Below are 23,079 nucleotides of genomic sequence, written 5' to 3' on the forward strand. Positions count from 1 at the left end.
ATCTGTTATTTTTTATCTTATTTCATAATGTTCTTATAAAAATCTTCAATGGCCTGTTCATTATATGCTTGATAGTCAAACTTCTTAAAATTAAGTGAATCTTTATTCTCATAAAGTCTTATCATTTCATTTTTTATCCCTTCGACATCGTTTGTCTTCGTTAATAAGCCGTATGCTCCGTCTTGTAAAACATATCGACATGCTGGTATGTCTGTAGAAATAATCGGTAAGCCTAATGTGAGTGACTCAAGTAGCACCATCGGTTGCCCTTCATAGGCTGACGTTAAAACGAAACAATTACACCGTTTCATCAAAGGATACGGATTGCTTAATTGTCCTGTAAACGTCACAGCTTTCTGAATTTGTAATTCAGAAACCAAGCGTTGTAAATCATCTTTTATTGCACCACTCCCTACAATATAAAGATGTGATTGCTCGTTTTGTTTATAAAACTCAGCAAATGCCTGAATCAATAATTGATGTTGTTTTTCAGGTGATAATCTTCCTACTGTTACAAAGTTAAAAATCTTATCTTCTTTTCTTGGGTATGGGACGTACATGCCTTCAGAATTAAACGTCCCATTAATTTCGTCAAAGATTGCTTGTCGACTGTCTACCAAGCTAAGCGTTCCTTGAGATATATTATCCTGTAATTGAAGTAATTCCTTGCCATCTGTACGAAATATTTTCTTCTCTGTTGCATAGCTATCCGTTTTTTTCACATTATCTGAAAAAACAGTGGCTACTTTAGAAGAGTATATTCCTGTACCTTCTTTTAGTAAGACTTTAGCTTCCAACGACTCTTCTTTAAAAACTAATGGTGCTGTATCTGCTAATTCTTGCTCGTCTACATAGCGACTTTCAATCCACGCTGTTTCTAAATAAGTCGTTTGAATTTTATAAACTTTTTTACCTTGAAAGTCAGCTACCTTCAATAACTTTACTAATTGGTTAGTTGATTCTAAATCTAGGTTAGTTTCTAATGGTCTACTTAAACGAGAGTCTTCAAAGCATACTATTTTATCATTATCTGGCAAATCAAGTCGAGCAAACCCTTCACATTCTGCTTCAAATAACAATCGATTTTCAATTAATTGTTTTTTGTTACGGTATTTAAATCTATTCGTTAACATTGTTATTTTCCGAAGCAAACTAGTAACAATGGTAGGATACCTACCGTTTAATCTCTTAGAAAGACGAGCATTATTGTAGTTCAGCCACCCTAAATCTTCATTGAACGCAGAAACATGAAAATATTTACGCCCTCTTGACGTTGTAACAATCTCGTCAATGTTAACATAAAGATTACGTAAAAAGCCCGCTGTGGATATAGTGTAACATCCGTCAATATTATATGGTCGCGAATACAAGTAGCATCTAGCACTCGTATTTAACAATGCAAAATAATCCACTTTTTCAGTTGAAACTATCGTATCTGGCTTAATCTTAATTGATATTCCGGCAATCCATCCTCGATAAATATTTTCCAATCTAACTTTATAATAAACTTCGTCTAAATAAGTTGCTTTAGCAATAACCTCAACTTCACTATTTGCTTCTATATGTGAAAGAATTCTTTTTGATTGATTTATCGGTACAGCTTCATACACTTCAGCCATTTCGATCACATTCGCTTGCTGGTTGATAATTTCGATTTTCATCTCATCATTCAATGTCTTCTTAGGCGATTTTTCTGATAGAACTTTCTCTGGATTCAACGTATTAACACTATATTTAAACTTATCTTGATTTACTAAATTCTTTAATTTCTCACGATTAATATCATTTGTAATTTTTGATACAGATAATAACACGTCAAAATCATTGTATACCGTAAATAAATTAGTTAGAGACTTTTCATGCGGTTTTTTTCCATCTACTGTACGGTTTTTATCGGCCACAATATCACTATGAATAAAACATACCTTCTTACTATCTGATAAAGCCAAAATTAATTTAGCTGGATAGATACTGTAACCACTAAAATCAATCGCTATATCTATAGTAATATGACCAATCAATCTCTTCATTTCACGGATATATGCTTGTTGTGGATAGTTTTTCTTAACTATTCCGGTTTTACCATAATCTTGAAGGTAGCTATCTAATTTCCGCTCCGCTTTTGTATAAGCCGGTATCCCATATCTAAAGAGCAGTGTTGCTTTTTCCGTTATTTTTTCAATATTTTCGATTTGTTCTTTTCGATTGGTAAATCCGATAAAGCAAATTACATTATACCGACTATAATCCAAATTATTAACTAAATTTATAAAACTTGATGTTATTCCGTTATTAGCCATGCCTCCAGGATAAATCAGTAAATTTTTTTTGGAATTCTTTTTTTTCTGCGAGTTAATACTATTAAATATATGATTGACGTAACGTTCGGTAGCCTTACCATCATCATGTGTCACAAATTTTTCTTTCATTCTCTGATAGTTTTCTTTAAACTTTTCAGTATAACTCTCAACGTTTTTGATTTGATTTGATAATTCAACTATTGTAGCCGAGATTGGACCAGGTAATTCTTCCAAAGAAAAATAACGCCCACGTTCATTGACATACATATCATCATCCCACGCATAGAAAAAGATAGGCTTGTCAGTTACAAGAAAGTCAAAAAATATACTTGAATAATCAGTTATGAGTATGTCAGTTATGCTTAACAGCTCATTTGTATCGATCACATCTCTAATTAGATATGGTTTTAGTGGAGTATAATCTCTTGCTTCTTTATATAAATAGGGATGTACTTTGATTAAAATATTATAGTCTTCACCATGATGCTTTCTTAAATAACTCATCTCAGCATGTATTTGATGTACCGCATTGCTAGGAGAATGAATATTTTTTCCCTTCCAAGTTGGAGCATATAAAATAACTGGCTTATCCTTATCAAAATCTATATTAAATATAGTAAATAACGAATGTAAATAAGCTTGATTATCTTGAATCGTAGTATCAATTCGTGGATAGCCATATTCCAGTATTTCTCCAGTATAAGTATCATTCAAACGATAGCTCTTCTGATACATGTTAGTTGTATGATTATTAGGACTTAATAAATAATCAGATATAAAAAAGTTTCTTACGACATTTCGTGCATTGAATGGATTATCCGGCATATCAAATCCCATTGTTTTTAAAGGTGTGCCGTGCCACGTATTAATATAAATTTGTTCTTCTTTCTTTATAAAAAAGTTTTGAAAGGTTGCATTATTAATCAAATATTCTGCCGAAGCTAAAGCTTGTAAGTATTCATTACTGTTTCTTTCTACAAATGTAACGTTCTCAATATCTTTATATCTGTTGATAATGAGATTTAATTCATCGCTTTTCTGAACTGTCCATATATGATGATACTTTTTTTCTTTATCTATCTCTAACAAGTATTTGAATATTGCATAAGGGGAGTCTGTTAAAGACTGTCCTTCTCTACTTTCATAAAGAATTGTCTTTTTAACGATCGGTAATGACTCATAATAATGAATATATTCTTCCATCATTTTTTGACTTTCCGTCGATTTTATTGGTTTCATTCGCTTTAGTATTTTTCTCAAAAATAACGCTCCTTACCTTAACTCTCTCTTGCTCGCTTTTTTAACGCTCTTTTAATTCCTGTTGTTGAGATACCTTCTGTTCGTGGTAAATACTTTACCTCGCATCTATCTGACAAATAGTCAAATTTACCTTCCCAATTATCTCCCATCACAAAAATATCAATATCATACTTTTCAATGTCATCTTCTTTTTGTTCCCATGATTCTTCTGGATAGACAGCATCCACATATTTCAACGCTTCAAGTACAAATTTGCGTTCTTCAAATTTATAATAGTTATCCTTCTTTTTTTCCTTTTGATTAAACTCATCTGTGGAAACCATTACTATTAGCTCGTCTCCCAGTGCCTTTGCTCTTTTCAATAAGTTAATATGTCCTGGATGTAATATATCATATGTTCCGTATGTTATAACCCGTTTTTTCATCACTTTGCTCCTTTATTTGTTGTGCAATAAACTGTTCAAATTGTTCCATTGTTTCATTATTATATTCTCTAGCATTAAACTTTATCTTTTCGCTATTATTGACTACGATACTTTGCATAGCTAAAAACAATTGTTCAACATCGTCAGTTGGTACTATTGCTCCATATTCTCCGTGTTTCAAGACATAAGCACTTCCCGGATTATCTGTAGAAATAACTTTCATCCCTAAAGAAAGTGCTTCTAATAACACAATCGGTTGACCTTCATAGTACGACGTTAACACAAAACAATCTACCTTCTCCATAAATGGATAGGGATTAGCTATGTGACCCGTAAATATCACGTGCTCTTGAAGACCTAACTTATATACAAATTCTTCCAGCGATCTTTTTAGAGGTCCGTCCCCTATTAACCATAACTTTCCAACTCCTTTAGATTCTCTAAATAGTGAAAATGCCTGAATTAATAGTTTTTGATTTTTTTCTGGTGATAATCGACCAACGGTAATAAATTGTGGCTCTTCTGTAAATACTGGATATGGCACATATTTCCCTTGGTTGTTGTATGTTCCATATGTCAAACTTAAGCGACCACTTTCAGAGCTTACCTCTTGCTTATCTTCTAAAAGGTAGGTCACTTTATCATTGGTATAATATCGTTTCCTTATGACTGGATACACTTCATTATTAGTCTTCTCAAACATTCCTTGAAACGGCTCTTCGTATAATAAGACCGTTGGATTGTCTTCTATTAGTTGATAGAGAATGTCGTCTTGATTTATCCAACCTTTTTTTTGATTGATTTTTACATTGTAAAAAGTTTTAGTATCCAGAGTTGCCTTTACAAACGACTCCATATACTGGTCTTTCTCTAGACTTAATTCTTCATACTTAGATTCCTGAGTATAGTCAGAATACAAACGTATCTGTTGTTTTTCTAAGCTTTTTAATATCGTTCTCCTATATACACAATCATTCTTGATTTTTTTTATTTCTTTTATCTTGCTTCTATATTGAAAATGATTGACACTGGTTATTATTTTGCCTATCCATCTCATTTTTTTTTGCTGATAAAAACGATAAGCTAACGTCGATTCATGATTAATCCAACCTATAGTTTCACCATTTATCTTCAATGGAAGATTTTGTGCTTGAAATGTTTCTACCTGCTCGTCAGCTTCAAGAATAAGGCCTTTTAACTTCCCTTCAAAAGTCACGTGATTTCCTGCCAAATTATAAGGCTTATTATATAATCTAACATGATTATCTGTCACTATTTTGACTAAAATAGGGTCAGTCGTATGACGGATAACTTCATCGGGCAACTCTTCTAATAATTTTTCTTGTACCCAGCCAAGATAGTCATTATTAACAAGTATTTTAAAAAACTGTTCACCAAAAAGTGTTGTTTGGGCTATTTTTGTTACCTTAACAGGTTGTTGTGGCACCTTATATCTAAATGTACAATCTCTATTATCTAAATCTTCAAGAACCAAGCACGTCTTTATAGACGTCTTAAAGCGATATAGACCTCGCTCTTCTACAATTTCATTTTTATTTTCATTCATCAGAGTGGGATAACTAAATAACTTTTCTAGGTCTAATGCATTAGGGAGCGACATAAATTTGTCTTGCGAAATATGAGGGAATGATTGCTTATTGACTTCATTTAAAACGGGAGAAACTGATACCAACTTATCAAATTTAGGATAAGCGCTAAACATTCCTTTTAAATTCAAGTAATGAATTTTTTTACCATTCACTTCTCTATGTTGATCTGCCATCATATCACTATGTAAATAAACTACATGACGTTGACTTGTCACTGCCAAGATGTAACGTGTCCAAAACAAACTATACCCACTAAAATCGATTGCAATATCGTATTTCTTCTTACCTAACACACGTCTCATTTCAAAATAAAATCCATCTAAAGGAAAATTTTGACGACTTTTTTCATTAAGACCTCTCCATTGAATCCATTCCGATTGATACTGTTCTTTTAATGTCAACAAACTTACGTTATCACGGTAAAGCAAGTGTACTTCCTTGGGTATTTGTTTGACATTATTTAGTTGGTCTTGCGAAGTCTCTAACCCTAATAAACAAGTTACATCATACTTTTCATAATCGATATTTTTAACAAGATTTAAAAAGCTACTTGTAATACCATTATTTGACATTCCACCAGGATAAAAAAGCAACTTTATTTTTTCGTTAGCTTCAGTAACAGGTGTCATGACTAAGTCTTTCTTAAAAATATGTGAAATATAACGCTCTGTTGCGTTGCCATCTTCGTGCAATACAAATCGTTGCTGATAATTTCGATAGCGTTGCAATATATCAGCTTCTCGATAAGTTTCTTCCAAAATAGTCTGAATAACTGTATCTATTCGATAACAAATAGGTCCTGGTAAAGTTTCTTTATTAAAATATGAACCTCGACTAGCTTCATAAATATCTTCATCCCACGCATAAAAAATAATTGGTTTATTTGTCACTAAAAAATCAAAAAAAATACTTGAATAGTCTGTTATTAGAATATCTGTGCCAGCTAGTACCTCATTAGTATCCAGTACATCTGGTACTAGAAATGGTTGCAACTTGACTGAATCAGACGCACGTCGATATAAAAAAGGATGCACTTTAATCAAAATTTGATAGTCATTATGCAAGCCTTTATGAAGTGACATAACTTCATTTTCAAGTTGGATTATATCATCACGTGCAGCATTAACGGATGTTCCTTTCCACGTTGGAGCGTATAACAATATTTTTTTTTCCGCCTCTAAAACCAAGTCGAATTTATTAAATTGCTCGCTTAAATCGAATCGTGTAGTATTAAACATCTTATCTATTCTTGGATAACCACTCTCTAAGACTTCTCCATTAAAACCACCTCGTAAGCGATACGCATCAAGATACATCTTCGTAGTATGTGCGTTGGGACTAATTAAGTAATCTGCCATATGAAAATTACGTATAACATTTCTAGATATATTCATCGGCTGATTGATATCTAATCCCATTTTCTTAAGGGGTGTCCCATGCCAAGTGTTGATGTAAGTTTGTTCGTCCCTTACTAAAAAAAATGATGGAAATGTCGCATTGTTAATTAAATATTCGGCTTGAGCTAACCATTTTAAATAGTCAGTCGAGCCTCTTTCTACAAATGTAATATTAGGATAGTGCTCGTACTGAGACATAATTTTTTTTAATTCTGGTGTTGAAACCACGCTCCAAATATGTTGCCATCCCTTGTCCCTCTCATGTTGTAGAAAATAATCAAAGATAGCTTTTGGAGAGTCTGTAATAGATTTTCCATCACGAACTTCATATAGTATCGTTTTTTTGCAAATTGGTTGTTTTAAAAACTCCCGATACTTCTGTGCGGATTTAGTCAATTGCGAACGTTGTGCTTGATATACAGGACCTATAACTTTTCTGACTATCCCTTTCAACCCCATATGATATCTCCTATCCTAATCTTTAAAGTCTTTTTTTATTTTTGTCGTCGATATACCTTCTGTTCTAGGTAAATAGATGACTTCGCAATAATCTTGTAAAAAGTCAAATTTACCTGTCCAATCATCTCCCATTACGAAGACATCTATTTCATTATCTACGACATCGCTAATCTTTTGTTCCCAGTTATGCTCAGGTAAAACAGCATCGACATACTTTACCGCTTCTAAAATATATTTTCTGTCTTCAAATGGCATAAAAGATTTTTTTCCTTTTAGCTCGTTAAACTCGTCTGACGAAATCACGACTGTCAGATGATCTCCTAATTCTTTGGCACGTCTTAAAATATTAATATGACCTTTATGTAGTAAATCAAATGTCCCATATGTGATGACTTTTTTCATTATGTACCTTTCCTTTCGATTAAATCAACTATGACTTGAGATGCATTACCTGTCTCTTTTTCTACTATTCTATCATAAAACTTTTTGTTTTTTGTATGTTGATTAAAAAAGTCAAGTGGCTTTCGTAATGCTTCTTTACTCAATTTAATTAATTCTTGATTGTCGCTTACCATTGCTCCCGGTAATCCTTTTTCGATATCGTAATATGTTCCTCTTAAAATATTTTCATATTGTTCTCGATCTGGTAAATAGAAAATAATAGGCCGTTTCAAAATATAATAATCGAAAAAGCTTGAAGAGTAGTCGGTAATCAAAATATCGCTTATCAATAGTAGGTCATTCATATCAGGATAATCAGAGACATCTAGCCATTGACTATTTCCATTTTTTTCTGGTTTAACAAGATAGTGCATTCTTACTAATAGTGTGACATTTTCACCCAAACTTATTGCCAATTCATTTAAGTCTAAAGCTGTGTCAAATCGATACAGCCCGTCAATATGTTGGTGATTATCGCGCCAAGTAGGGGCATAGAGAATAACTTTGCTATTTTCGTTAATATCTAGTTTATTTTTTAATTGATTTTTCAACTGTGTATTCAAGCTCTCGTTTACTAGCTTATCATTTCGAGGATAACCTATTTCCAATATATCACCTGTATATGAAAAGGCTGACTTAAATATTTTGGTACTATATAAATTGGGAGAGATTAAAAAGTCCCATCTTTTACTTTCTTTTTCAAAAGAATTTCGGTAACTAGTATTAGTATAACCATTAATGTTGACATTCGAAATGTCCAATCCTATTTTTTTCAACGGTGTTCCATGCCACGTCTGAATATACGTAGTACGAGAACTCTTATAACAAAACTCCGGCATTCTTGTGTTGACAATCCAAAAATCTGCATGAGATATTAACCACAACCATCTGAATGAAAAACGATACACGTGAGTTACTTTTCCATCTAAAAAAGGTGCCTCATACCCTTGTGAGACACCCCAAATAAGCTCATAATTAAAATGTGTTTCCTTCATCAACTCATATATAGCACGTGGGTTGTCACTGTACTGTTTACCATGAAAGCTCTCAAAATAAACTATTTTTTTCTTTGTCGGAATCTTAGCTAGTAGCCAGAGCAAACTGTATATTGTTTGCTCTGCAAATTTATGAATTATTTTTTTCATTTTTTTCTCTCTTTTTAAATAAAATCAACAAAGCGGGCACGGAATTTCATATGTAAATGAGCCCCTATTGTCAGTAAGATAAAGACGACAAGCCAGAAAAATAAAGTCTGAGCTGGCTTTTCCCAAAACCATTGACGTGATAAAAAGGAATCTCTGAATCCTTCAATAATATAATAAATAGGATTCAATTTCAAAAAACCAACTAACCACGATAAATGTGGAGATTTTACAAGTGTATTAATATCCCAAATAGGACCTGATAAGTAGAATAATAATCGTAAAATAGATTGTAACATAATATGATAGTCTCTTACCAAAACAGTAATGGTCGCATTTAAAATACCAAATGCGAAAAGGAAAGCAATCATACAAACAAAATAATAAACATACTGTACCCAGTAAATAGTAATAGGCACTCTAAAACCTACCATTGCGGTAACTAATAATAACATCATCCATTTATAACTGACTAAATTACTTGCCATATTAACAGAAGGTAGTATGCTTACTGGAAATTTCATTTTCGAAACCATACCCACCTGCTTATAGATACTATTAGAACACCCTAGTATTGAACTATTAATAAAGAACCAAGCGATGATTCCGATTAACATCCAAATAATAAATGGAACACCTTGGACTTCGCGTCCTCCGCGTACCCCTAATCCAAAAATCAAATAATAAATACCTATCTGAATAGCTGGATTCAAAAATTGCCATATTAACCCTAAATAGTGACTTTGATATGTTGCTTTTTCTTCATATGTTGAAATCCGACGAATGATGCCGAAGTTTTTTATTTGTTCTGAGATTACTAATTGAATATCGTTCACCTTAATTGACTCCTTTTTTCTCACTTTTCTTACTGGCTTTCTTTGCCTCTCTTAAAAAAATTGGCAACTCAATAATCCGTTTTAAACGTGAAGGATGACTTAACGAGCGATATAGCCATTCAATGTTTAATCGAATCACCCACTCTGGAGCTCGTTTAACAGAGCCACTGATAACATCAAAACTTCCACCAACATCTTGTATAACTTGGACATCTAACTGTTCATATGTTTCTGCTATCCAAAGCTCTTGCAATGGAAATCCTAATGCTACAAATAAAAACGTTGGTTTCAATCGATTAATTTCACTTACGATTTCATCTGTACTTTTATCAGTATATCCATCGGTAGATCCTAACACTTTAATATTTGGATAATCTCTCTTAATAGCTAAGACGGTATCTCTTAAAACATCTGGTCGGCTACCATATAAGTATATACTTAAGCTATGCGTGTTAGCATATTGTAGAAAGGCTATCATTAAATCTATTCCCGCAACTCTCTCTGTGATGTTCCCTCCTAATTTCTTAGAAGCTTTTACAATTCCTACACCGTCAGGAATACGATGACTAGCTTTTTCTAACAACTCTATAATTGATGGGTATTTATGTGCATGCAAAGCAATTTGTGGATTCACACTCATAAATAACCATTTGTTTGTTTGACTTAAAAGCTTGGGAAGCTCGTTTATTATTTCTGTAATCGTTAGTTTATCCACAGGAATGTTATTAATATACTCTGTCACGATTCATTCACCCTTGTCTATAATATCTCGCATTCGTTCAATTAAACGATAGGTAGCTCTACCATCATTATATGTATTCCATTCCTTGAGAGAAAGATGTTCCGTCTGTTCATTTAAAGCAATGCAATTCATTAAATCTTGCTTAGTTTCAACAATTATCTCTTCGTATGCTTGATAACTTTCTTCTTGTAGTCCAGTGTGTTGCTGATATTCTTTCCTATCGTACCAATACAGGTAAATACGACCTTGTGGGCATGCTAACACATATTCAAAAGGAATGGAAGAATAGTCAGTTACTAAAACATCTACCGAAAATAATAGCTCTGGTAACGTCATCCCTTTAAAATCTCGTATAACATAAGTATTATCCAACTTACACATTGTTTGATGCGGATGTTTCTTTTCAAATAACACATAGTCATCACTTAGTATCCATGTCTCTCTACTATTCTGCTCATCGTTACGATAAGTTGGGGAATACAGAATCACTGTACGATTAACTGCTTCTGGAAATAACGAATTAAATCGTTCCTTTTGATACTTTTTCTCTGCTTTATCAAAAAAATAATCGGTTCTAGGTAAGCCTGTTTTCAATATTTTTTTTTCAGGAATACGGTAACTCGCTTGAAAAACCTCTGCCATTTTATCAGAACCTACCACGTAATAATCGATAGCATCATAAACTTCTTGAAAACGTCTTTGTTCTTCTTTCCCACGTAAATGTGTTTGATGATCTTCCCATCCAAAAGTTTTAATAGCGCCATTAGCATGCCATATTTGAAAAAATATGGCCTCACTATAAATGCGAAATTTTCCTAAAAAAGCGATATAGTTATCTACAATTAATATTTTTGCTTTCATTAGTTCTTTCAAACTTTTTATAAAAAAAGCCGGTGTGTAGTCAAGAGAGTAAATTTTAACACCATGATTTGCCCACTCTTCTGCTTCTTTCTTACAAGAATATTGATAACCAATTTTAACCGACGAAGCTCCAAACTCTTCTATGAGTGTTGCTATAAAACCTTGGTCGTTATTTGGAAATGTCATTAGATAATGAATCTCAGAAGTCGGCTTCGAACTTTTTTTTAATTTTTTTAATCTTTTTTCTATTAAAGTCAGTAATAAAGTCTTTATCTTTCTTTTGAACACTTTATTACATCCTTTCAATTATCAACTTTACTAATCTGGTCTATTAAAAATGACTGATTGGCTAGTGTTGTTGTTTGTGAGTAGTCCATTACCACAGAATCACCAAATATTACCGTTTTAAGTGAGCGACCTGAGACACTAACTGTCCCTACAAATATCGCTAAAATAACAGCAATAAGTAACATGACCTTCGTCATCATAGACATTTTCCCAATAGGAGGCTCTTCTAAAGCCTCAGGACCATGGCCTCGCTCACGTGCTATAGGTTTTAAATCTTCCTTTATAAAGTTTTTTTGCTGTTCTTTATATTCGTTTTGATAATCTTTTTTAGCCTTCGCTGGTTGCTTTCTAAACCACTCAGTAAATTCTCGATAGTTTTTTACTACTTCTGCTGTTTCGCCTACTTCTCTAACCTCACCATAGTGCATCCACACAACTCTATCACAGATTTTTTCTATTTGAGCTAAAGAATGACTTACAAAAAAGATTGTCTTTCCTTGCGAACGGAAAAGTTGAATGCGGTCGACACATTTTTGATAAAACGTATCATCTCCTACTGATAACGCCTCATCAATAATTAAAACATCCGGATTTTGATGAACTGCTACTGCGAAACCTAATCGAGATCGCATACCACTTGAATAGTTTTTTACAGGCTGATCGATAAAATCACCTAAGTCGGCAAACGCTACTATATCGGGCATAAGTTCATCAACTTCTTCATTGGTCATACCTGTCATTAAACATTTTAAACGTATGTTTTCTAATCCTGTTAATTGGCCTTTCAATCCAGCTCCTATAGCAATAATGGAGGTTTCGCCTTTAATATCAACAACACCTGAGGTTTGAGGAATAATACCAGCAAGAATGTTGGATAGTGTTGATTTCCCCGAGCCATTGATTCCTATCAAACCAATCGTTTCACCGGAATATACTTGCAAGTCGACGCCTTTTAAAGCCCAAAAATGCGGAATATCTTTTTGTGAGAAACGAAATAAAGCTTTAATTTTATCCGACTTCTTTTTATATAAATCATATTCCTTAGTCACCATTTGTAAATTTACTTTTACTTCTCGACTCATGACTGTTAGTCACCTCTATTATTTTCTTTATATCTCATTAATTTTACATCATTCTGTGTTTTTTTACAAAAGACACCTTAACTTTTAATTTATTCTTATACTCTTCCTTAATTTGGATGTGTTAGAGCAGAAAAAAAGATGACTAAATCGTCATCTTTTTATTCCTCCCAAACTGCCATACCATCATTTGGTATATTTTTAGGAGAGGTTAACCCATTTGTCTGAAATTCATATCCTTCTTCATCTCGCTCGTCTGGTTCATCTAGTCCTAAAGAAAGACGTAGCTTATGGCTAATATATTGCAAGCTGTCGTCATTTAAGCCGACCATATCCTCACCATAATAGTTGAATCCCGACCAATCAAAGATATAATTTTGAATATCATAACTTTCTTTCCCTACCAATGCTGCCTCTGCTACTTTAAAAATTGTCTGTTTATCCATATTCGTCCAGAAGTGACCCGAAATAGCTTCCATAATATTTTCAAGTTTGGTAATCGAGCCAATACTCATTGCCTTTTTCATGATTTCATTCATCACTTCTTGTTGGCGACTGCCTCTAAGGATGTCGTTATCACCTTTTCTTGTTCTAGCAAAAGCTAATGCTTCTTCTCCAGTTAAATGTTGACGTCCTTCTTTTAAGTCAATAACAAACTTCCCTTTTGCATTTTGCTCCTTTATATCGTACGGAACATCCACTTCAACACCACCTACGGCATTAACAATATCTTCAAATGCGGTAAAATCAACTGTTATATAATAGTTGATAGGAAGCTCCATCAAGTCTTCGACCGCATCAATTGCAGCCTCTGCTTCTCCAAATGAATATGCAGCATTTATTTTCGTCATTCCTTCAAACTGGTTAGGTATTGACATATATGTGTAAGTATCTCTTGGAATACTTACCATACTAATATCTTTATTTATTGGATTAAAAGTCATTAAGATCATAGCATCTGTCCTAGTAGAATCTAATTGTCTATCATCATCATTATCTACTCCTAGCAGTAATATTGAGATTGGATCTTTTAATGGATCTATGTGTCTATTTTCTTCAACTTTTTTTTCTATAGGGGTATATGAACGTGAGAGCAAATTGTTCGCACTTGTCAATACTCTCGCAGCATAACCCACTCCCGCCAAAATCAAGCCTAATATGATAACTACTATAACTTGCCAAGGTTTTATCTTTTTATGTTTTTTACGACTATTTTTATGTAGCTCTGAGCGCGTTTTTTTTGTATCATCTTTGCTATTTTTTTGCATTTTAAGCCATCCTTTAATATTAATTTCTATATTATAGCACAACTTTAGCTACTTAAAAAGATATGTTAAATCCTTAACATAAAATTATATTTTGATATTTGGTTTGTTTCTATAGTTAAGGTATAATAAAATTGATATTACGAAAGTAGGTAAACTATCATGAGTTTTACAATGAATCTGTTCTTAAAACTATTATTAACTGTCACTATGGCAGTTATCTTAACTCCAATCATTCGTAGATTAGCCTTTGCAATTAACGCCGTTGATTTACCAAATGAACGACGTATCAATAAAATACCAATGCCTTCTGCTGGTGGACTTGCTATATATATTAGCTTTTCTCTTTCTTTACTGTTACTTTTTTCCGATATCATTGATCTTACTGCTTCATTGAGATTAATCGCTGTCAGTGGAATTGTCGTGCTTACTGGTCTATTAGATGATATTTTCGAGCTAACTCCTAGACAGAAAATGTTTGGCACTCTAGTCGCTGCATTTTCAGCTTACTTTTTTGCAGGGATTAAGTTTGAAACGATTAACATTGGTAGTCTAATTGAATTAAATTTAGGATGGTTTAGCTTACCGATTACCATCTTTTGGATTGTCGGGTTTACTAATGCTATCAACTTGATCGACGGTCTAGACGGTCTAGCCTCTGGCGTTTCAGCCATTGCACTTACTACTATAGGTATTATTGGTTATATTGCAGTAAGCTCTGGAGGTGTACTCATTCAAGTTCCAATTATGATTTTCGTGCTAGTTGCAAGTATTATTGGTTTTCTTCCATACAATTTTTTTCCGGCTAAGATATATCTCGGTGATACAGGTGCTTTATTTTTAGGTTTTATGATAGCCATTTTGTCACTTCAAGGTCTTAAAAATGCAACATTCATCTCACTCATAACACCCTTAATTATTTTAGGGGTTCCGATTACTGATACTTTTTACGCGATTATTCGTCGGACCTTAAACAAACAATCTATTTCAAATGCTGACCATATGCATTTACATCATCGTCTTATTTCTTTAGGTTTTACTCATAGAGGAGCAGTATTAATGATTTATGCACTTTCCTTTATTTTTTCTTTTGCTGCTATACTCTATTCTTTTACCAATATCGTGGCTAATATATTTATGGTTTTATCACTTTTATTAGCTATAGAATTATTCGTTGAACAAATTGGACTTGTAGGGGAAAATAGACAGCCTCTCTTAAATGTTTTAAAATTCATAGGAAATAAAGCTTATCGAAAAAAAGTATTAGAAGAATATAAAAAAAAATGAAGACTTTAAACTAGTCTTCATTTTTTTGCATTTTCTTCTTCACATCATGAAAAACAGAATCTCTCACTTTTATTTCTCCTGAGGTGTATTCTTCAGTACTTGCATTTAAAATACCCCCAATGATTATCACACTGGCAGCAAAATTAAACCACAACATGACAATGATAAAGCTTCCGATAATCCCATAACTTGAAAAACTACTTGCAAAGTATTTCGCGTAATAGCCAAACAACTGTGTTAACAACATCCAACTAACCGTAGCAAATAAAGTTCCTGGAATAATCGAACGCCATTTTAATTTTGCATTTGGTAATAATGTATAAATTAAAAGCATGGTAATAAACAATGTAATCAGAATCCCCGGCCATTTTAACGTCCCAAATTTATCTGAAAACGAGGCAATCACAGGGAAATACGGTGTCAAATAATCAATAATCGTCTGACCTAATGTAAACACTACCGTGACGGCGACTACCATCATCATCAAGCCAAAAATGATAAAAAACGATAAAATACGTGAAATGACCATGTTACGTGTTTTAGCAAGTCCGTACGCTTTATTTAAAGCAAGACTAAGTGCATTGATACTTTTACTTGCCGCCCAAAGTGTCGTAACCGCTGAAATAGATAATAAACCACCACTCGAGTTTTCTAACAAATTACGAATCGTACCTTCTAACAGCTCAAAAACTGTGGGTGGAATCGCAATTTGTAAATAACCTAACATCGTTTCTGGATCTATCTTCAATAATGGTAATAAGTTTCCTAAAGCAATCATTAACGGAAAGATAGATAATAACAAATAATACGCAATAGCAGAAGAAGAGATACCTATTTCCGCATCTCCCATACGTTCTTTGAATGCCTCTGCAAACCGCTGTAACTTTTCTTTTTTCGTCTCCTGACTCCCCATGAGTGTTCTCCTTATTAGAAAAGGTTAAGCTCCCTCTCCTTGATCCGTAAGCAAGCGTGGCCCCTCTTTTGTAATCGCAATCGTATGCTCATACTGACAACTTAAACCACCATCTTGCGTACGTGCCGTCCAACCATTGTCATCCATTTTCATCTTCCATGTGCCAGTATTGACCATTGGCTCAATCGTAATAACCATGCCTTCTTTCAAACGCAACCCTTTATTAGGTTCTCCATAGTGGGGAACGGCTGGTGCTTCGTGAATGGTCGGTCCAATACCATGGCCGATAAAGTCGCGTACAACACCGTAACCTTCTCCTTCAACATAAGTTTGAATCGCATGTCCAATATCCCCAATACGATTGCCCACTTGCGCTTGCTTGATACCGCGATACAACGCTTCTTTCGTTACATCCATTAATCGTTCTAATTCAGGCGTTGCTTCGCCGACTACATATGACCAGCAAGAATCTGACATGGCACCGTTTAAATCGACACACATATCAACTTTGATTAAGTCGCCATTTTTTAGCACTTCTTTACGAGGGAAACCATGGCAAATTTCATCGTTGATGCTGCAACATGTCGCGTACTCATATCCTTCAAAACCAATTTGAGCAGGAATACCACCTTGTTTACGAATTAGTTCATCGACGAATACTTCAATATCCCAACTTGTAATTCCAGGTTTAATAAAATCGCGCAACTGACGATGAACTTCTGCTAATACTTCACCAGACTTCGCCATGTTATCAATTTCTCTTTGTGACTTTAATGAAATCATTTAAACTCTCCTCACATTCTCTTTTCTCTTCATATTTTATCATACCACCCATATATTACCAAACTGAAAAACTTTCACTTTCACTATGTGAAACATTTCGTTTTCTGTTATAATGAAAGGGAATTTGTATGAGGAGGAATGAAAATGGCTTTAGTCAAAATTGTATATGCTAGTCTAACAGGTAATACAGAAGAAATTGCGGATATTGTTGCCGAAGCCTTTGAAAATGAAGGATTAGATGTAGAACTTAACGAGTGTACGCAAGTCGATGCCGAAGATTTTCTAGACGCCGATATTTGTGTCGTGGGTACATACACATATGATGAAGGTGCTTTGCCAGACGATATTGTCGATTTTTACGAGGATTTAAAAGAATTAGATTTAACAGGTAAGCTTTACGGGGTTGTGGGCTCGGGTGATACTTTTTACGAGATGTTCTGCTCATGTGTCGATGATTTTGACCGTGTGTTTAGTCAAACAGGAGCCACAAAAGGCGCCGAGTCGGTAAAAGTTGATTTAGCAGCCGAAGAGGAAGATATTGTACGATTAGAAGCATTTGCGTCTGAATTAGCTTCTAAAATAACAGAATAAAACAAAAACTCAGCTTTTAACATAACAAAAGCTGAGTTTTTATACGTATTAAGCAGGTTGTGTGTAATAATCATCTTGCTCTAAAATGCTGCGAATCGTACCATTCACGGCTTTAACTAGTTCATCTCGTGATGGGCGATAGAGATTACCTGATGATAACGTCGCAATACCCGTAGCTGTCAACCACGTTTGTGTAAAAAGACTGTCTTTGATAGGTTCCTCCAGGTCGCGATATCTTAAGTCTTTATTTAAATTCTTCATGAATAAACGACGTCCATAGTCCACCACATACTGTGATTCTGGATAGTTTTCCGTGTAAATAGCACGATACATCGTTGGTTCATTAATTGCAAACTCAACATAGGCAATGGAAAGGTCTAAAATAGCATCCCCTAAAATCACGCGGGAGTAAATTTCTTGTTCAAGTCGCTCGTTTATTTTGTTTAAGACTTCTTTTCTTAAATCGCTCATATTTTGAAACTCTAGATAAATGGGTTGAGTTGAACACTTCATCTTACTCGCAACACGTCGAGCGGTGAAATTAGAAAATCCTTCCGTTGCAACAATCGTATAAGCGGCGCGTAAAATTTGCTTCTTGGTGATTGTTTTCTTTCTTGCCATTTTTTCACTTCCTTTATTAGTTTTATTATATTATTATTAGATAAAAATTATAATATCACAAAACGCCCGTTTTTAAAAGAACATTTTTTATAAAATTTATTATTTAACAGTGTCACTCATATCTTCAATTGTTGCGTTTACACAAATATGCTATGATAGAAAACATATTAAACTAATTTAGGAGTGAGAATAGATGGAAAATTTTGATGTGCTTTTGGATAAATATGCTACGTTAATCGTTAGCACTGGTGTCAATGTAAACAAAGGTCATACGGTTGTCCTACAAATCGATGTTGAGCAAGCACCTTTAGCGCGTTTGATTGTCAAAAAAGCATACGCAGCTGGAGCGAAACAAGTCATTGTAAACTGGTCAGATGATGCCGTTGCGCGTGAATTTTTAGCAAATGCTGATGAAGACGTGTTAAAAACAGTTCCCGACTATAAAGTGGCCGAGTCTGAAGCGTGGATTGAAGCAGGTGCTAGTCGAATTAGTGTGGTGTCACGTGACCCTGAAGCTTACGCTGGTTTAGACACCGAGCGCATTGCCATGCATCAACTAGCGATGGGGAAAGCAATGGTCAAATTACGCGAAGCAACACAAGCAAATCGCGTGAGTTGGACGGTCGTAGCTGCTGCTGGTAGTGCTTGGGCGAAAAAAGTTTTCCCTCACCTTGCAACAGAAGACGAGCAAGTAAACGCATTATGGGATCAAATTTTTAAAACTACCCGTATTTATGAAGAGGATCCTGTCGCAGCTTGGGAGCAACACGACAAAACGCTATGGTCGAAAGCTGATGAATTAAATGCGGAACAATTCGACGCTTTGCATTACACTGCACCTGGTACAGATTTAACCATTGGCTTACCTAAAAACCACCGTTGGGAAGGCGCTGGCAGTCTGAACGCACGTGGCGAAAAATTTATGGCGAATATGCCAACAGAAGAAGTCTTTACTGCGCCTGACAATCGTCGTATTGATGGCGTCATCGTTAGCACGAAGCCATTAAGCTATGGCGGTACTACGATTAGCGGTATGACTTTCACTTTTGAAAATGGGAAAGTTGTCAAGGCAACGGCCGATGAAGGAGAAGACGTTTTATTAAAACTTTTAGAAACCGATGAAGGCGCTAAAAGTTTAGGTGAAGTGGCGCTTGTACCACATCAATCCCCTATTTCTCAATCAGGCATTATTTTCTACAATACCCTTTTTGATGAAAATGCTTCAAACCATTTAGCATTAGGGTCTGCTTACGCCTTCAATGTTGAAGGTGGAACAGAGATGTCACAAGAAGAATTAGCCGAAGTGGGATTAAACCGCAGTGCGACACACGTAGACTTTATGGTTGGTTCCGATAAAATGGATATCGATGGTATCCGTGCTGACGGGACACGTGTTCCAATCTTCCGTCAAGGTGAATGGGCATAGTCTAATTATACAGAAACACCCCACAACATCTTATGTTGTGGGGTGTTTTTACGCTCTCGACTGGAATTGAACCAGCGGCCTATCGCTTAGGAGGCGATTGCTCTATCCGACTGAGCTACGAGAGCAGCTACTAGATGATTGTATCGAATTTCTTTTCGTACTGTCAAGCCTACTTTTCATCTGTACTGCTTTCTTAATAGCCTTCTTCCATCATCTCAAGCATTTTTTTGAAACGTCGTTTACGAAAATAACCAAGTAAGATACCGACTGCCATATCATTTAGCTTTTGCATAAAGCCATAGGATGTCATCGACTCACGATATGTTACTTGACACGTGGTCTCTGTTAACGGCTCGATATCATATTGCACGACAAACTGATTTTTCGTTGTCGAGGTGGTAAAATGATAGGCTCTATTTTCTTCTGCTTTATCAATTTTAATTTTCGCACGGTTATTTTTGCCAAAGTCTTTAATATACTCATATTGATCTAGACGTTGACGCGGCACCGTTTTTCCAGTGTTTTGGCGAATATCATGAATAACAGAATCCATTATTTGTTTATATATATATTCTGCTGGAACTTTCATCTGACGTGTGATTTCCATCGTTTATCCCTCACTTTATTCTTTCTTTCCTTTTTTTTCATCTTGCTTTGCTTTATAAACTAACGCCGCTCCGACAACGATGAAAAAAATACCGGTCACCATTGATAATAAATTATACTGAAGAGTCGTCCGGTTTACACTGAACATAAAAATTAACAAGCCGATACTTATGAAGAATAGTCCATTTTTGGTCATCTTACCTCATCCTTTTCTTTATTTTGCTGCTTCAGCTTGCAAGTATAACACACTACCCCATGGTTGTGCTTTTATCGCGTCTTTGGCTATTTTAGCGGCACGGTCTAAATCACTCGCATTTGTTTCAAAATACAGTTTAATCCCTTTTTTCTCTTTAAATGAGAAGGTCATGTCTTCTTGGTTTAAGCTGTTTAATAGTTCAATAATATTATCGTGTTGCATCGCTACGTTAATGACAATCATGTTTTTCTCTCCTTTAAATAAGAAAGGTTACTGAAGAGACTTCAGCAACCTTCTTTTTTGTTTTATTCTTCTGGTTGCATCTTGTTGGCTGCAATAACAAATGGTGCCCAGATTAAGAATGTCGCAATCATCGCTACAAGTGAAACGATTGGCGCACGCCAGTCAGCACCTGTTGCTAAGAATGGTAATAATAGTGGTGGAACTACCCATGTCACGGCTTGTGATACAGGGGCAACTAACCCAGCAGAGGTTGCTAAGTAACCGATAGCTGTTGAAACAACTGGAGCTAATAGGAATGGAATAAACATAATCGCATTTAATACGATTGGTAAACCAAACATAATTGGTTCGTTAATGTTGAATATACCAGGTCCTAAAGCTAATTTACCGATAGTTAAGTAGTCGGCACGTTTAGAGAAGATTAAAATAGCAAGGATAAGGGTAATTGTACCACCTGATCCACCAAACATTGTGAAGGCGTCAAATGAACCACGTACCCACATAAATGCTTTGCCATCTTCAATCGCTGCTAAAACAGCCTCTGTACCTGTTTTACCTGCATAACCTTTTTGGAAAATATCAATGTTAATTAATTGAGCTTGTCCAAAGACACCTTCTAAGATTGGTGCCATAACGTTTGTTCCGTGAATTCCGAAGAACCAGAACAATTGAATCATTAATTGAATTAGGATAACTGCTCCTAGACCTTGAGAGACACCCATTAATGGTTTCGCAATGGTTTCTTGCACCCAATCAATAAATAATTGGCCGTCCATTAAGTTTGTAAAGAAGTAGTTGAAGATAGCGATAATGTACAATGAAGCTGTTGCTGGAATAATCGCAGCGAAAGCTTTAGATACAGCTGGTGGCACGCTATCTGGTAATTTAATTGTAATATTTTTTTGCATTAATTTAGCAAAGATAATCACTGAGACAAAACCTAAAATCATTGCAGTAAAGAACGCGTTACCATTCAAGTGGTCAAGTTTTAACCAACCCCATGAATTGTTTGTAATCGTTGTAAAGACCGTCTCAACTTTTGTTACAGGGTCTGTGACAGTCGTTTCACCAATAACTGAACCAGCATTTGCTAAAACGTCTAATGCTTTTTTGTTTAATTCACCTTGTTCTACTTGTACAGCTGCAGGAGCAGAAAATGCGATACCTTGAATAAGTGCTGCTAATGAAACGATACCTCCTGCTAAGTCGTTAACGCCGTAAGCTCGCGCTAAGTTAAATCCAAATGAAAAGGCAAAAATCAAACCGGCAACTGCGATGGTACCATTCCAAACGAAACCATTAATTCCAATAATTTGGCTGATAACGGGAATAGAACCTGGGTCATATCCTTCAATAAATTGTCCTGGTAAATCACGAATAATCGCATTGATCATAACGGCGATTGACCCGGCCATTGTAGCAGGCATGGTTCCGATAAAGGCATCACGCAACGCTACTAAGTGCTTTTCTCCACCAATTTTAGCGGCAATCGGTAGAATGTACTTCTCTAACCATGAAGTTAAAGCATTCATGTAAAACTCCTCCTATTAAAATTTATTTATCAATTAAAAAATTAATTGATACCAAAGGGAATCCTGAACAAGTCAGGCGTGAAATAGCACTATTTTGCTATTTCACGATGTAAATCGATAATTTCTTTTGCCAAATCTGTAAAGGCAATGGCTGTCATTAGGTGGTCTTGACTATGAACAGTTAAAAGCGTTACTGTCATATGTTCACCTTGTGCTTCTTTTGTTAATAATCCTGTTTGAGAATGATGCGCTTCGACTAAAGAGGCTTCCGCACTTTTTATTTTTTCATCAGCTTCATCAAAGTTTCCGGCTTTCGCTGCTTGGATGGCTTCCATCGCATCACTTTTTGCGTTACCAGCATTGACGATTAATCCCATGATGGATTCTAAATTTTGTTCTTCCATCTTACTACCTCATTTCTTTCACGTTCGTGGAGTTTTACTCTCCCATAAGTTTTAAAGCTTGGTCTAATACGTTTTCACCATTCATCATGCCATAATCTTTCATATCGATGACATCTAAAGGAATGTTCATAGGAGCTAACTTACCTTCAAATTGAGCTTTCATGAAACGTACTTGTGGGCCTAATAATAAAACGTTCACGTCTTTTTCTGCTAGATTATTATCCGCATCTGAAGCTGATACTGCAAAAATATCTGCATCTAATCCTCTTGCTTCGGCTGCTTTTTCCATTTTTGTAACCAACAAACTTGTGCTCATTCCTGCTGAACATACTAACATAATTGTTTTCTTTGACATTTTTTTGTCTCCTCTCT

Annotated in this window: 22 protein-coding genes and 1 tRNA gene; 3 read left to right on the top strand and 20 right to left on the bottom strand. The window is 34.9% G+C overall.

All coding sequences use genetic code 11. The features are described 5' to 3' along the window. Window positions 1-17: 17 nt before the first annotated feature. The 10 genes from CBF33_RS01120 to CBF33_RS01165 all read right to left on the bottom strand — a co-directional run bounded on the left by CBF33_RS01120 (window position 18) and on the right by CBF33_RS01165 (window position 14,108). The gene (locus tag CBF33_RS01120; RefSeq protein WP_126760800.1) at window positions 18-3,560 is read right to left on the bottom strand and encodes a CDP-glycerol glycerophosphotransferase family protein; all 3,543 of its coding nucleotides are present in this window, start codon (window positions 3,558-3,560) and stop codon (window positions 18-20) included. 17 nt (window positions 3,561-3,577) lie between these two features. Then, entirely contained in the window at window positions 3,578-3,985 is a 408-nt protein-coding gene (gene tagD, locus CBF33_RS01125) for a glycerol-3-phosphate cytidylyltransferase (protein ID WP_126760802.1), read from the bottom strand. After that, window positions 3,951-7,451: a CDP-glycerol glycerophosphotransferase family protein gene (locus CBF33_RS01130; protein ID WP_126760805.1), complete on the bottom strand. Its 3,501-nt coding sequence runs from the start codon at window positions 7,449-7,451 to the stop codon at window positions 3,951-3,953. The genes tagD (CBF33_RS01125) and CBF33_RS01130 overlap by 35 nt, the downstream gene beginning before the upstream one ends. Before the next feature lie 15 nt (window positions 7,452-7,466). Further along, window positions 7,467-7,853, bottom strand: a complete 387-nt coding sequence (gene tagD / locus CBF33_RS01135; RefSeq protein WP_023606877.1) for a glycerol-3-phosphate cytidylyltransferase — start codon at window positions 7,851-7,853, stop codon at window positions 7,467-7,469. After that, window positions 7,853-9,037, bottom strand: a complete 1,185-nt coding sequence (locus CBF33_RS01140; RefSeq protein ID WP_126760807.1) for a CDP-glycerol glycerophosphotransferase family protein — start codon at window positions 9,035-9,037, stop codon at window positions 7,853-7,855. The genes tagD (CBF33_RS01135) and CBF33_RS01140 overlap by 1 nt, the downstream gene beginning before the upstream one ends. 14 nt (window positions 9,038-9,051) lie before the next feature. Then, window positions 9,052-9,870, bottom strand: coding sequence for an ABC transporter permease (locus tag CBF33_RS01145; protein ID WP_023606875.1), 819 nt, complete (start codon window positions 9,868-9,870; stop codon window positions 9,052-9,054). A gap of 1 nt (window position 9,871) precedes the next feature. Continuing rightward, a complete protein-coding gene (locus CBF33_RS01150; protein ID WP_244919667.1) occupies window positions 9,872-10,612 on the bottom strand; it encodes a WecB/TagA/CpsF family glycosyltransferase in 741 nt (246 codons plus the stop codon). A gap of 3 nt (window positions 10,613-10,615) precedes the next feature. After that, complete coding sequence (locus CBF33_RS01155; protein WP_126760809.1) at window positions 10,616-11,761, bottom strand: CDP-glycerol glycerophosphotransferase family protein; 1,146 nt, start codon at window positions 11,759-11,761, stop codon at window positions 10,616-10,618. 14 nt (window positions 11,762-11,775) lie between these two features. Next, window positions 11,776-12,843 (bottom strand): ABC transporter ATP-binding protein, encoded by a 1,068-nt coding sequence (locus CBF33_RS01160; protein WP_126760811.1) that lies wholly within the window; start codon window positions 12,841-12,843, stop codon window positions 11,776-11,778. A 158-nt stretch (window positions 12,844-13,001) separates the two neighbouring features. Beyond that, complete coding sequence (locus tag CBF33_RS01165) at window positions 13,002-14,108, bottom strand: LCP family protein (protein ID WP_126760813.1); 1,107 nt, start codon at window positions 14,106-14,108, stop codon at window positions 13,002-13,004. A gap of 156 nt (window positions 14,109-14,264) precedes the next feature. Here CBF33_RS01165 and CBF33_RS01170 point away from each other — a divergent pair, with 156 nt between their 5' ends. Next, window positions 14,265-15,392: a glycosyltransferase family 4 protein gene (locus CBF33_RS01170; protein WP_417168653.1), complete on the top strand. Its 1,128-nt coding sequence runs from the start codon at window positions 14,265-14,267 to the stop codon at window positions 15,390-15,392. Between the two features lie 10 nt (window positions 15,393-15,402). On the opposite strand, the gene CBF33_RS01175 is transcribed toward CBF33_RS01170, so the two are convergent. Together CBF33_RS01175 and map are read right to left on the bottom strand one after the other, a co-directional pair. Continuing rightward, window positions 15,403-16,305 carry a YihY/virulence factor BrkB family protein gene (locus CBF33_RS01175; protein WP_126760817.1) on the bottom strand — a complete coding sequence of 301 codons (903 nt, stop codon included), beginning with the start codon at window positions 16,303-16,305 and terminating at the stop codon, window positions 15,403-15,405. A gap of 24 nt (window positions 16,306-16,329) precedes the next feature. After that, window positions 16,330-17,088: a type I methionyl aminopeptidase gene (map, locus tag CBF33_RS01180; protein ID WP_126760819.1), complete on the bottom strand. Its 759-nt coding sequence runs from the start codon at window positions 17,086-17,088 to the stop codon at window positions 16,330-16,332. A gap of 144 nt (window positions 17,089-17,232) precedes the next feature. Here map and CBF33_RS01185 point away from each other — a divergent pair, with 144 nt between their 5' ends. Continuing rightward, window positions 17,233-17,679: a flavodoxin gene (locus tag CBF33_RS01185; protein ID WP_126760821.1), complete on the top strand. Its 447-nt coding sequence runs from the start codon at window positions 17,233-17,235 to the stop codon at window positions 17,677-17,679. A 48-nt stretch (window positions 17,680-17,727) separates the two neighbouring features. Here CBF33_RS01185 and CBF33_RS01190 read toward each other — a convergent pair whose 3' ends face one another. Next, window positions 17,728-18,300 (bottom strand): TetR/AcrR family transcriptional regulator, encoded by a 573-nt coding sequence (locus CBF33_RS01190; RefSeq protein WP_126760823.1) that lies wholly within the window; start codon window positions 18,298-18,300, stop codon window positions 17,728-17,730. A gap of 193 nt (window positions 18,301-18,493) precedes the next feature. Between CBF33_RS01190 and CBF33_RS01195 the strand changes: the two genes are divergently transcribed. Continuing rightward, window positions 18,494-19,726, top strand: a complete 1,233-nt coding sequence (locus tag CBF33_RS01195; RefSeq protein ID WP_126760825.1) for an aminopeptidase — start codon at window positions 18,494-18,496, stop codon at window positions 19,724-19,726. 51 nt (window positions 19,727-19,777) lie between these two features. On the opposite strand, the gene CBF33_RS01200 is transcribed toward CBF33_RS01195, so the two are convergent. The 7 genes from CBF33_RS01200 to CBF33_RS01230 form a co-directional block, all read right to left on the bottom strand. Continuing rightward, window positions 19,778-19,851: transfer RNA gene (locus tag CBF33_RS01200), tRNA-Arg, on the bottom strand. A gap of 68 nt (window positions 19,852-19,919) precedes the next feature. Continuing rightward, complete coding sequence (locus CBF33_RS01205) at window positions 19,920-20,333, bottom strand: DUF3284 domain-containing protein (protein ID WP_126760827.1); 414 nt, start codon at window positions 20,331-20,333, stop codon at window positions 19,920-19,922. Window positions 20,334-20,348: 15 nt separating this feature from the next. After that, window positions 20,349-20,528, bottom strand: coding sequence for a DUF3188 domain-containing protein (locus CBF33_RS01210; protein ID WP_023606863.1), 180 nt, complete (start codon window positions 20,526-20,528; stop codon window positions 20,349-20,351). Window positions 20,529-20,546: 18 nt separating this feature from the next. Next, window positions 20,547-20,771 carry a hypothetical protein gene (locus CBF33_RS01215; RefSeq protein WP_126760829.1) on the bottom strand — a complete coding sequence of 75 codons (225 nt, stop codon included), beginning with the start codon at window positions 20,769-20,771 and terminating at the stop codon, window positions 20,547-20,549. A gap of 62 nt (window positions 20,772-20,833) precedes the next feature. Then, a complete protein-coding gene (locus CBF33_RS01220) occupies window positions 20,834-22,303 on the bottom strand; it encodes a PTS sugar transporter subunit IIC (RefSeq protein WP_126760831.1) in 1,470 nt (489 codons plus the stop codon). An 89-nt stretch (window positions 22,304-22,392) separates the two neighbouring features. Beyond that, a complete protein-coding gene (locus tag CBF33_RS01225) occupies window positions 22,393-22,707 on the bottom strand; it encodes a PTS lactose/cellobiose transporter subunit IIA (protein ID WP_126760833.1) in 315 nt (104 codons plus the stop codon). Window positions 22,708-22,741: 34 nt separating this feature from the next. Next, a complete protein-coding gene (locus CBF33_RS01230) occupies window positions 22,742-23,062 on the bottom strand; it encodes a PTS sugar transporter subunit IIB (RefSeq protein WP_023606859.1) in 321 nt (106 codons plus the stop codon). Window positions 23,063-23,079: the final 17 nt, after the last annotated feature.

The organism is Vagococcus lutrae, from assembly GCF_003987555.1.
GTDB classification, from domain to species: Bacteria; Bacillota; Bacilli; order Lactobacillales; family Vagococcaceae; genus Vagococcus_A; species Vagococcus_A lutrae.

Coding starts and splice junctions, on each gene's coding strand:
- CBF33_RS01210 (WP_023606863.1), bottom strand. CDS start 20,528: ATGACCAAAAATGGACTATTCTTCATAAGTATCGGCTTGTTAATTTTT.
- CBF33_RS01185 (WP_126760821.1), top strand. CDS start 17,233: ATGGCTTTAGTCAAAATTGTATATGCTAGTCTAACAGGTAATACAGAA.
- CBF33_RS01205 (WP_126760827.1), bottom strand. CDS start 20,333: ATGGAAATCACACGTCAGATGAAAGTTCCAGCAGAATATATATATAAA.
- tagD (WP_023606877.1), bottom strand. CDS start 7,853: ATGAAAAAAGTCATCACATATGGGACATTTGATTTACTACATAAAGGT.
- CBF33_RS01195 (WP_126760825.1), top strand. CDS start 18,494: ATGGAAAATTTTGATGTGCTTTTGGATAAATATGCTACGTTAATCGTT.
- CBF33_RS01160 (WP_126760811.1), bottom strand. CDS start 12,843: ATGAGTCGAGAAGTAAAAGTAAATTTACAAATGGTGACTAAGGAATAT.
- CBF33_RS01230 (WP_023606859.1), bottom strand. CDS start 23,062: ATGTCAAAGAAAACAATTATGTTAGTATGTTCAGCAGGAATGAGCACA.
- CBF33_RS01175 (WP_126760817.1), bottom strand. CDS start 16,305: ATGGGGAGTCAGGAGACGAAAAAAGAAAAGTTACAGCGGTTTGCAGAG.
- CBF33_RS01215 (WP_126760829.1), bottom strand. CDS start 20,771: ATGATTGTCATTAACGTAGCGATGCAACACGATAATATTATTGAACTA.
- tagD (WP_126760802.1), bottom strand. CDS start 3,985: ATGAAAAAACGGGTTATAACATACGGAACATATGATATATTACATCCA.
- map (WP_126760819.1), bottom strand. CDS start 17,088: ATGATTTCATTAAAGTCACAAAGAGAAATTGATAACATGGCGAAGTCT.
- CBF33_RS01140 (WP_126760807.1), bottom strand. CDS start 9,037: ATGAAAAAAATAATTCATAAATTTGCAGAGCAAACAATATACAGTTTG.
- CBF33_RS01130 (WP_126760805.1), bottom strand. CDS start 7,451: ATGGGGTTGAAAGGGATAGTCAGAAAAGTTATAGGTCCTGTATATCAA.
- CBF33_RS01220 (WP_126760831.1), bottom strand. CDS start 22,303: ATGAATGCTTTAACTTCATGGTTAGAGAAGTACATTCTACCGATTGCC.
- CBF33_RS01165 (WP_126760813.1), bottom strand. CDS start 14,108: ATGCAAAAAAATAGCAAAGATGATACAAAAAAAACGCGCTCAGAGCTA.
- CBF33_RS01190 (WP_126760823.1), bottom strand. CDS start 18,300: ATGGCAAGAAAGAAAACAATCACCAAGAAGCAAATTTTACGCGCCGCT.
- CBF33_RS01225 (WP_126760833.1), bottom strand. CDS start 22,707: ATGGAAGAACAAAATTTAGAATCCATCATGGGATTAATCGTCAATGCT.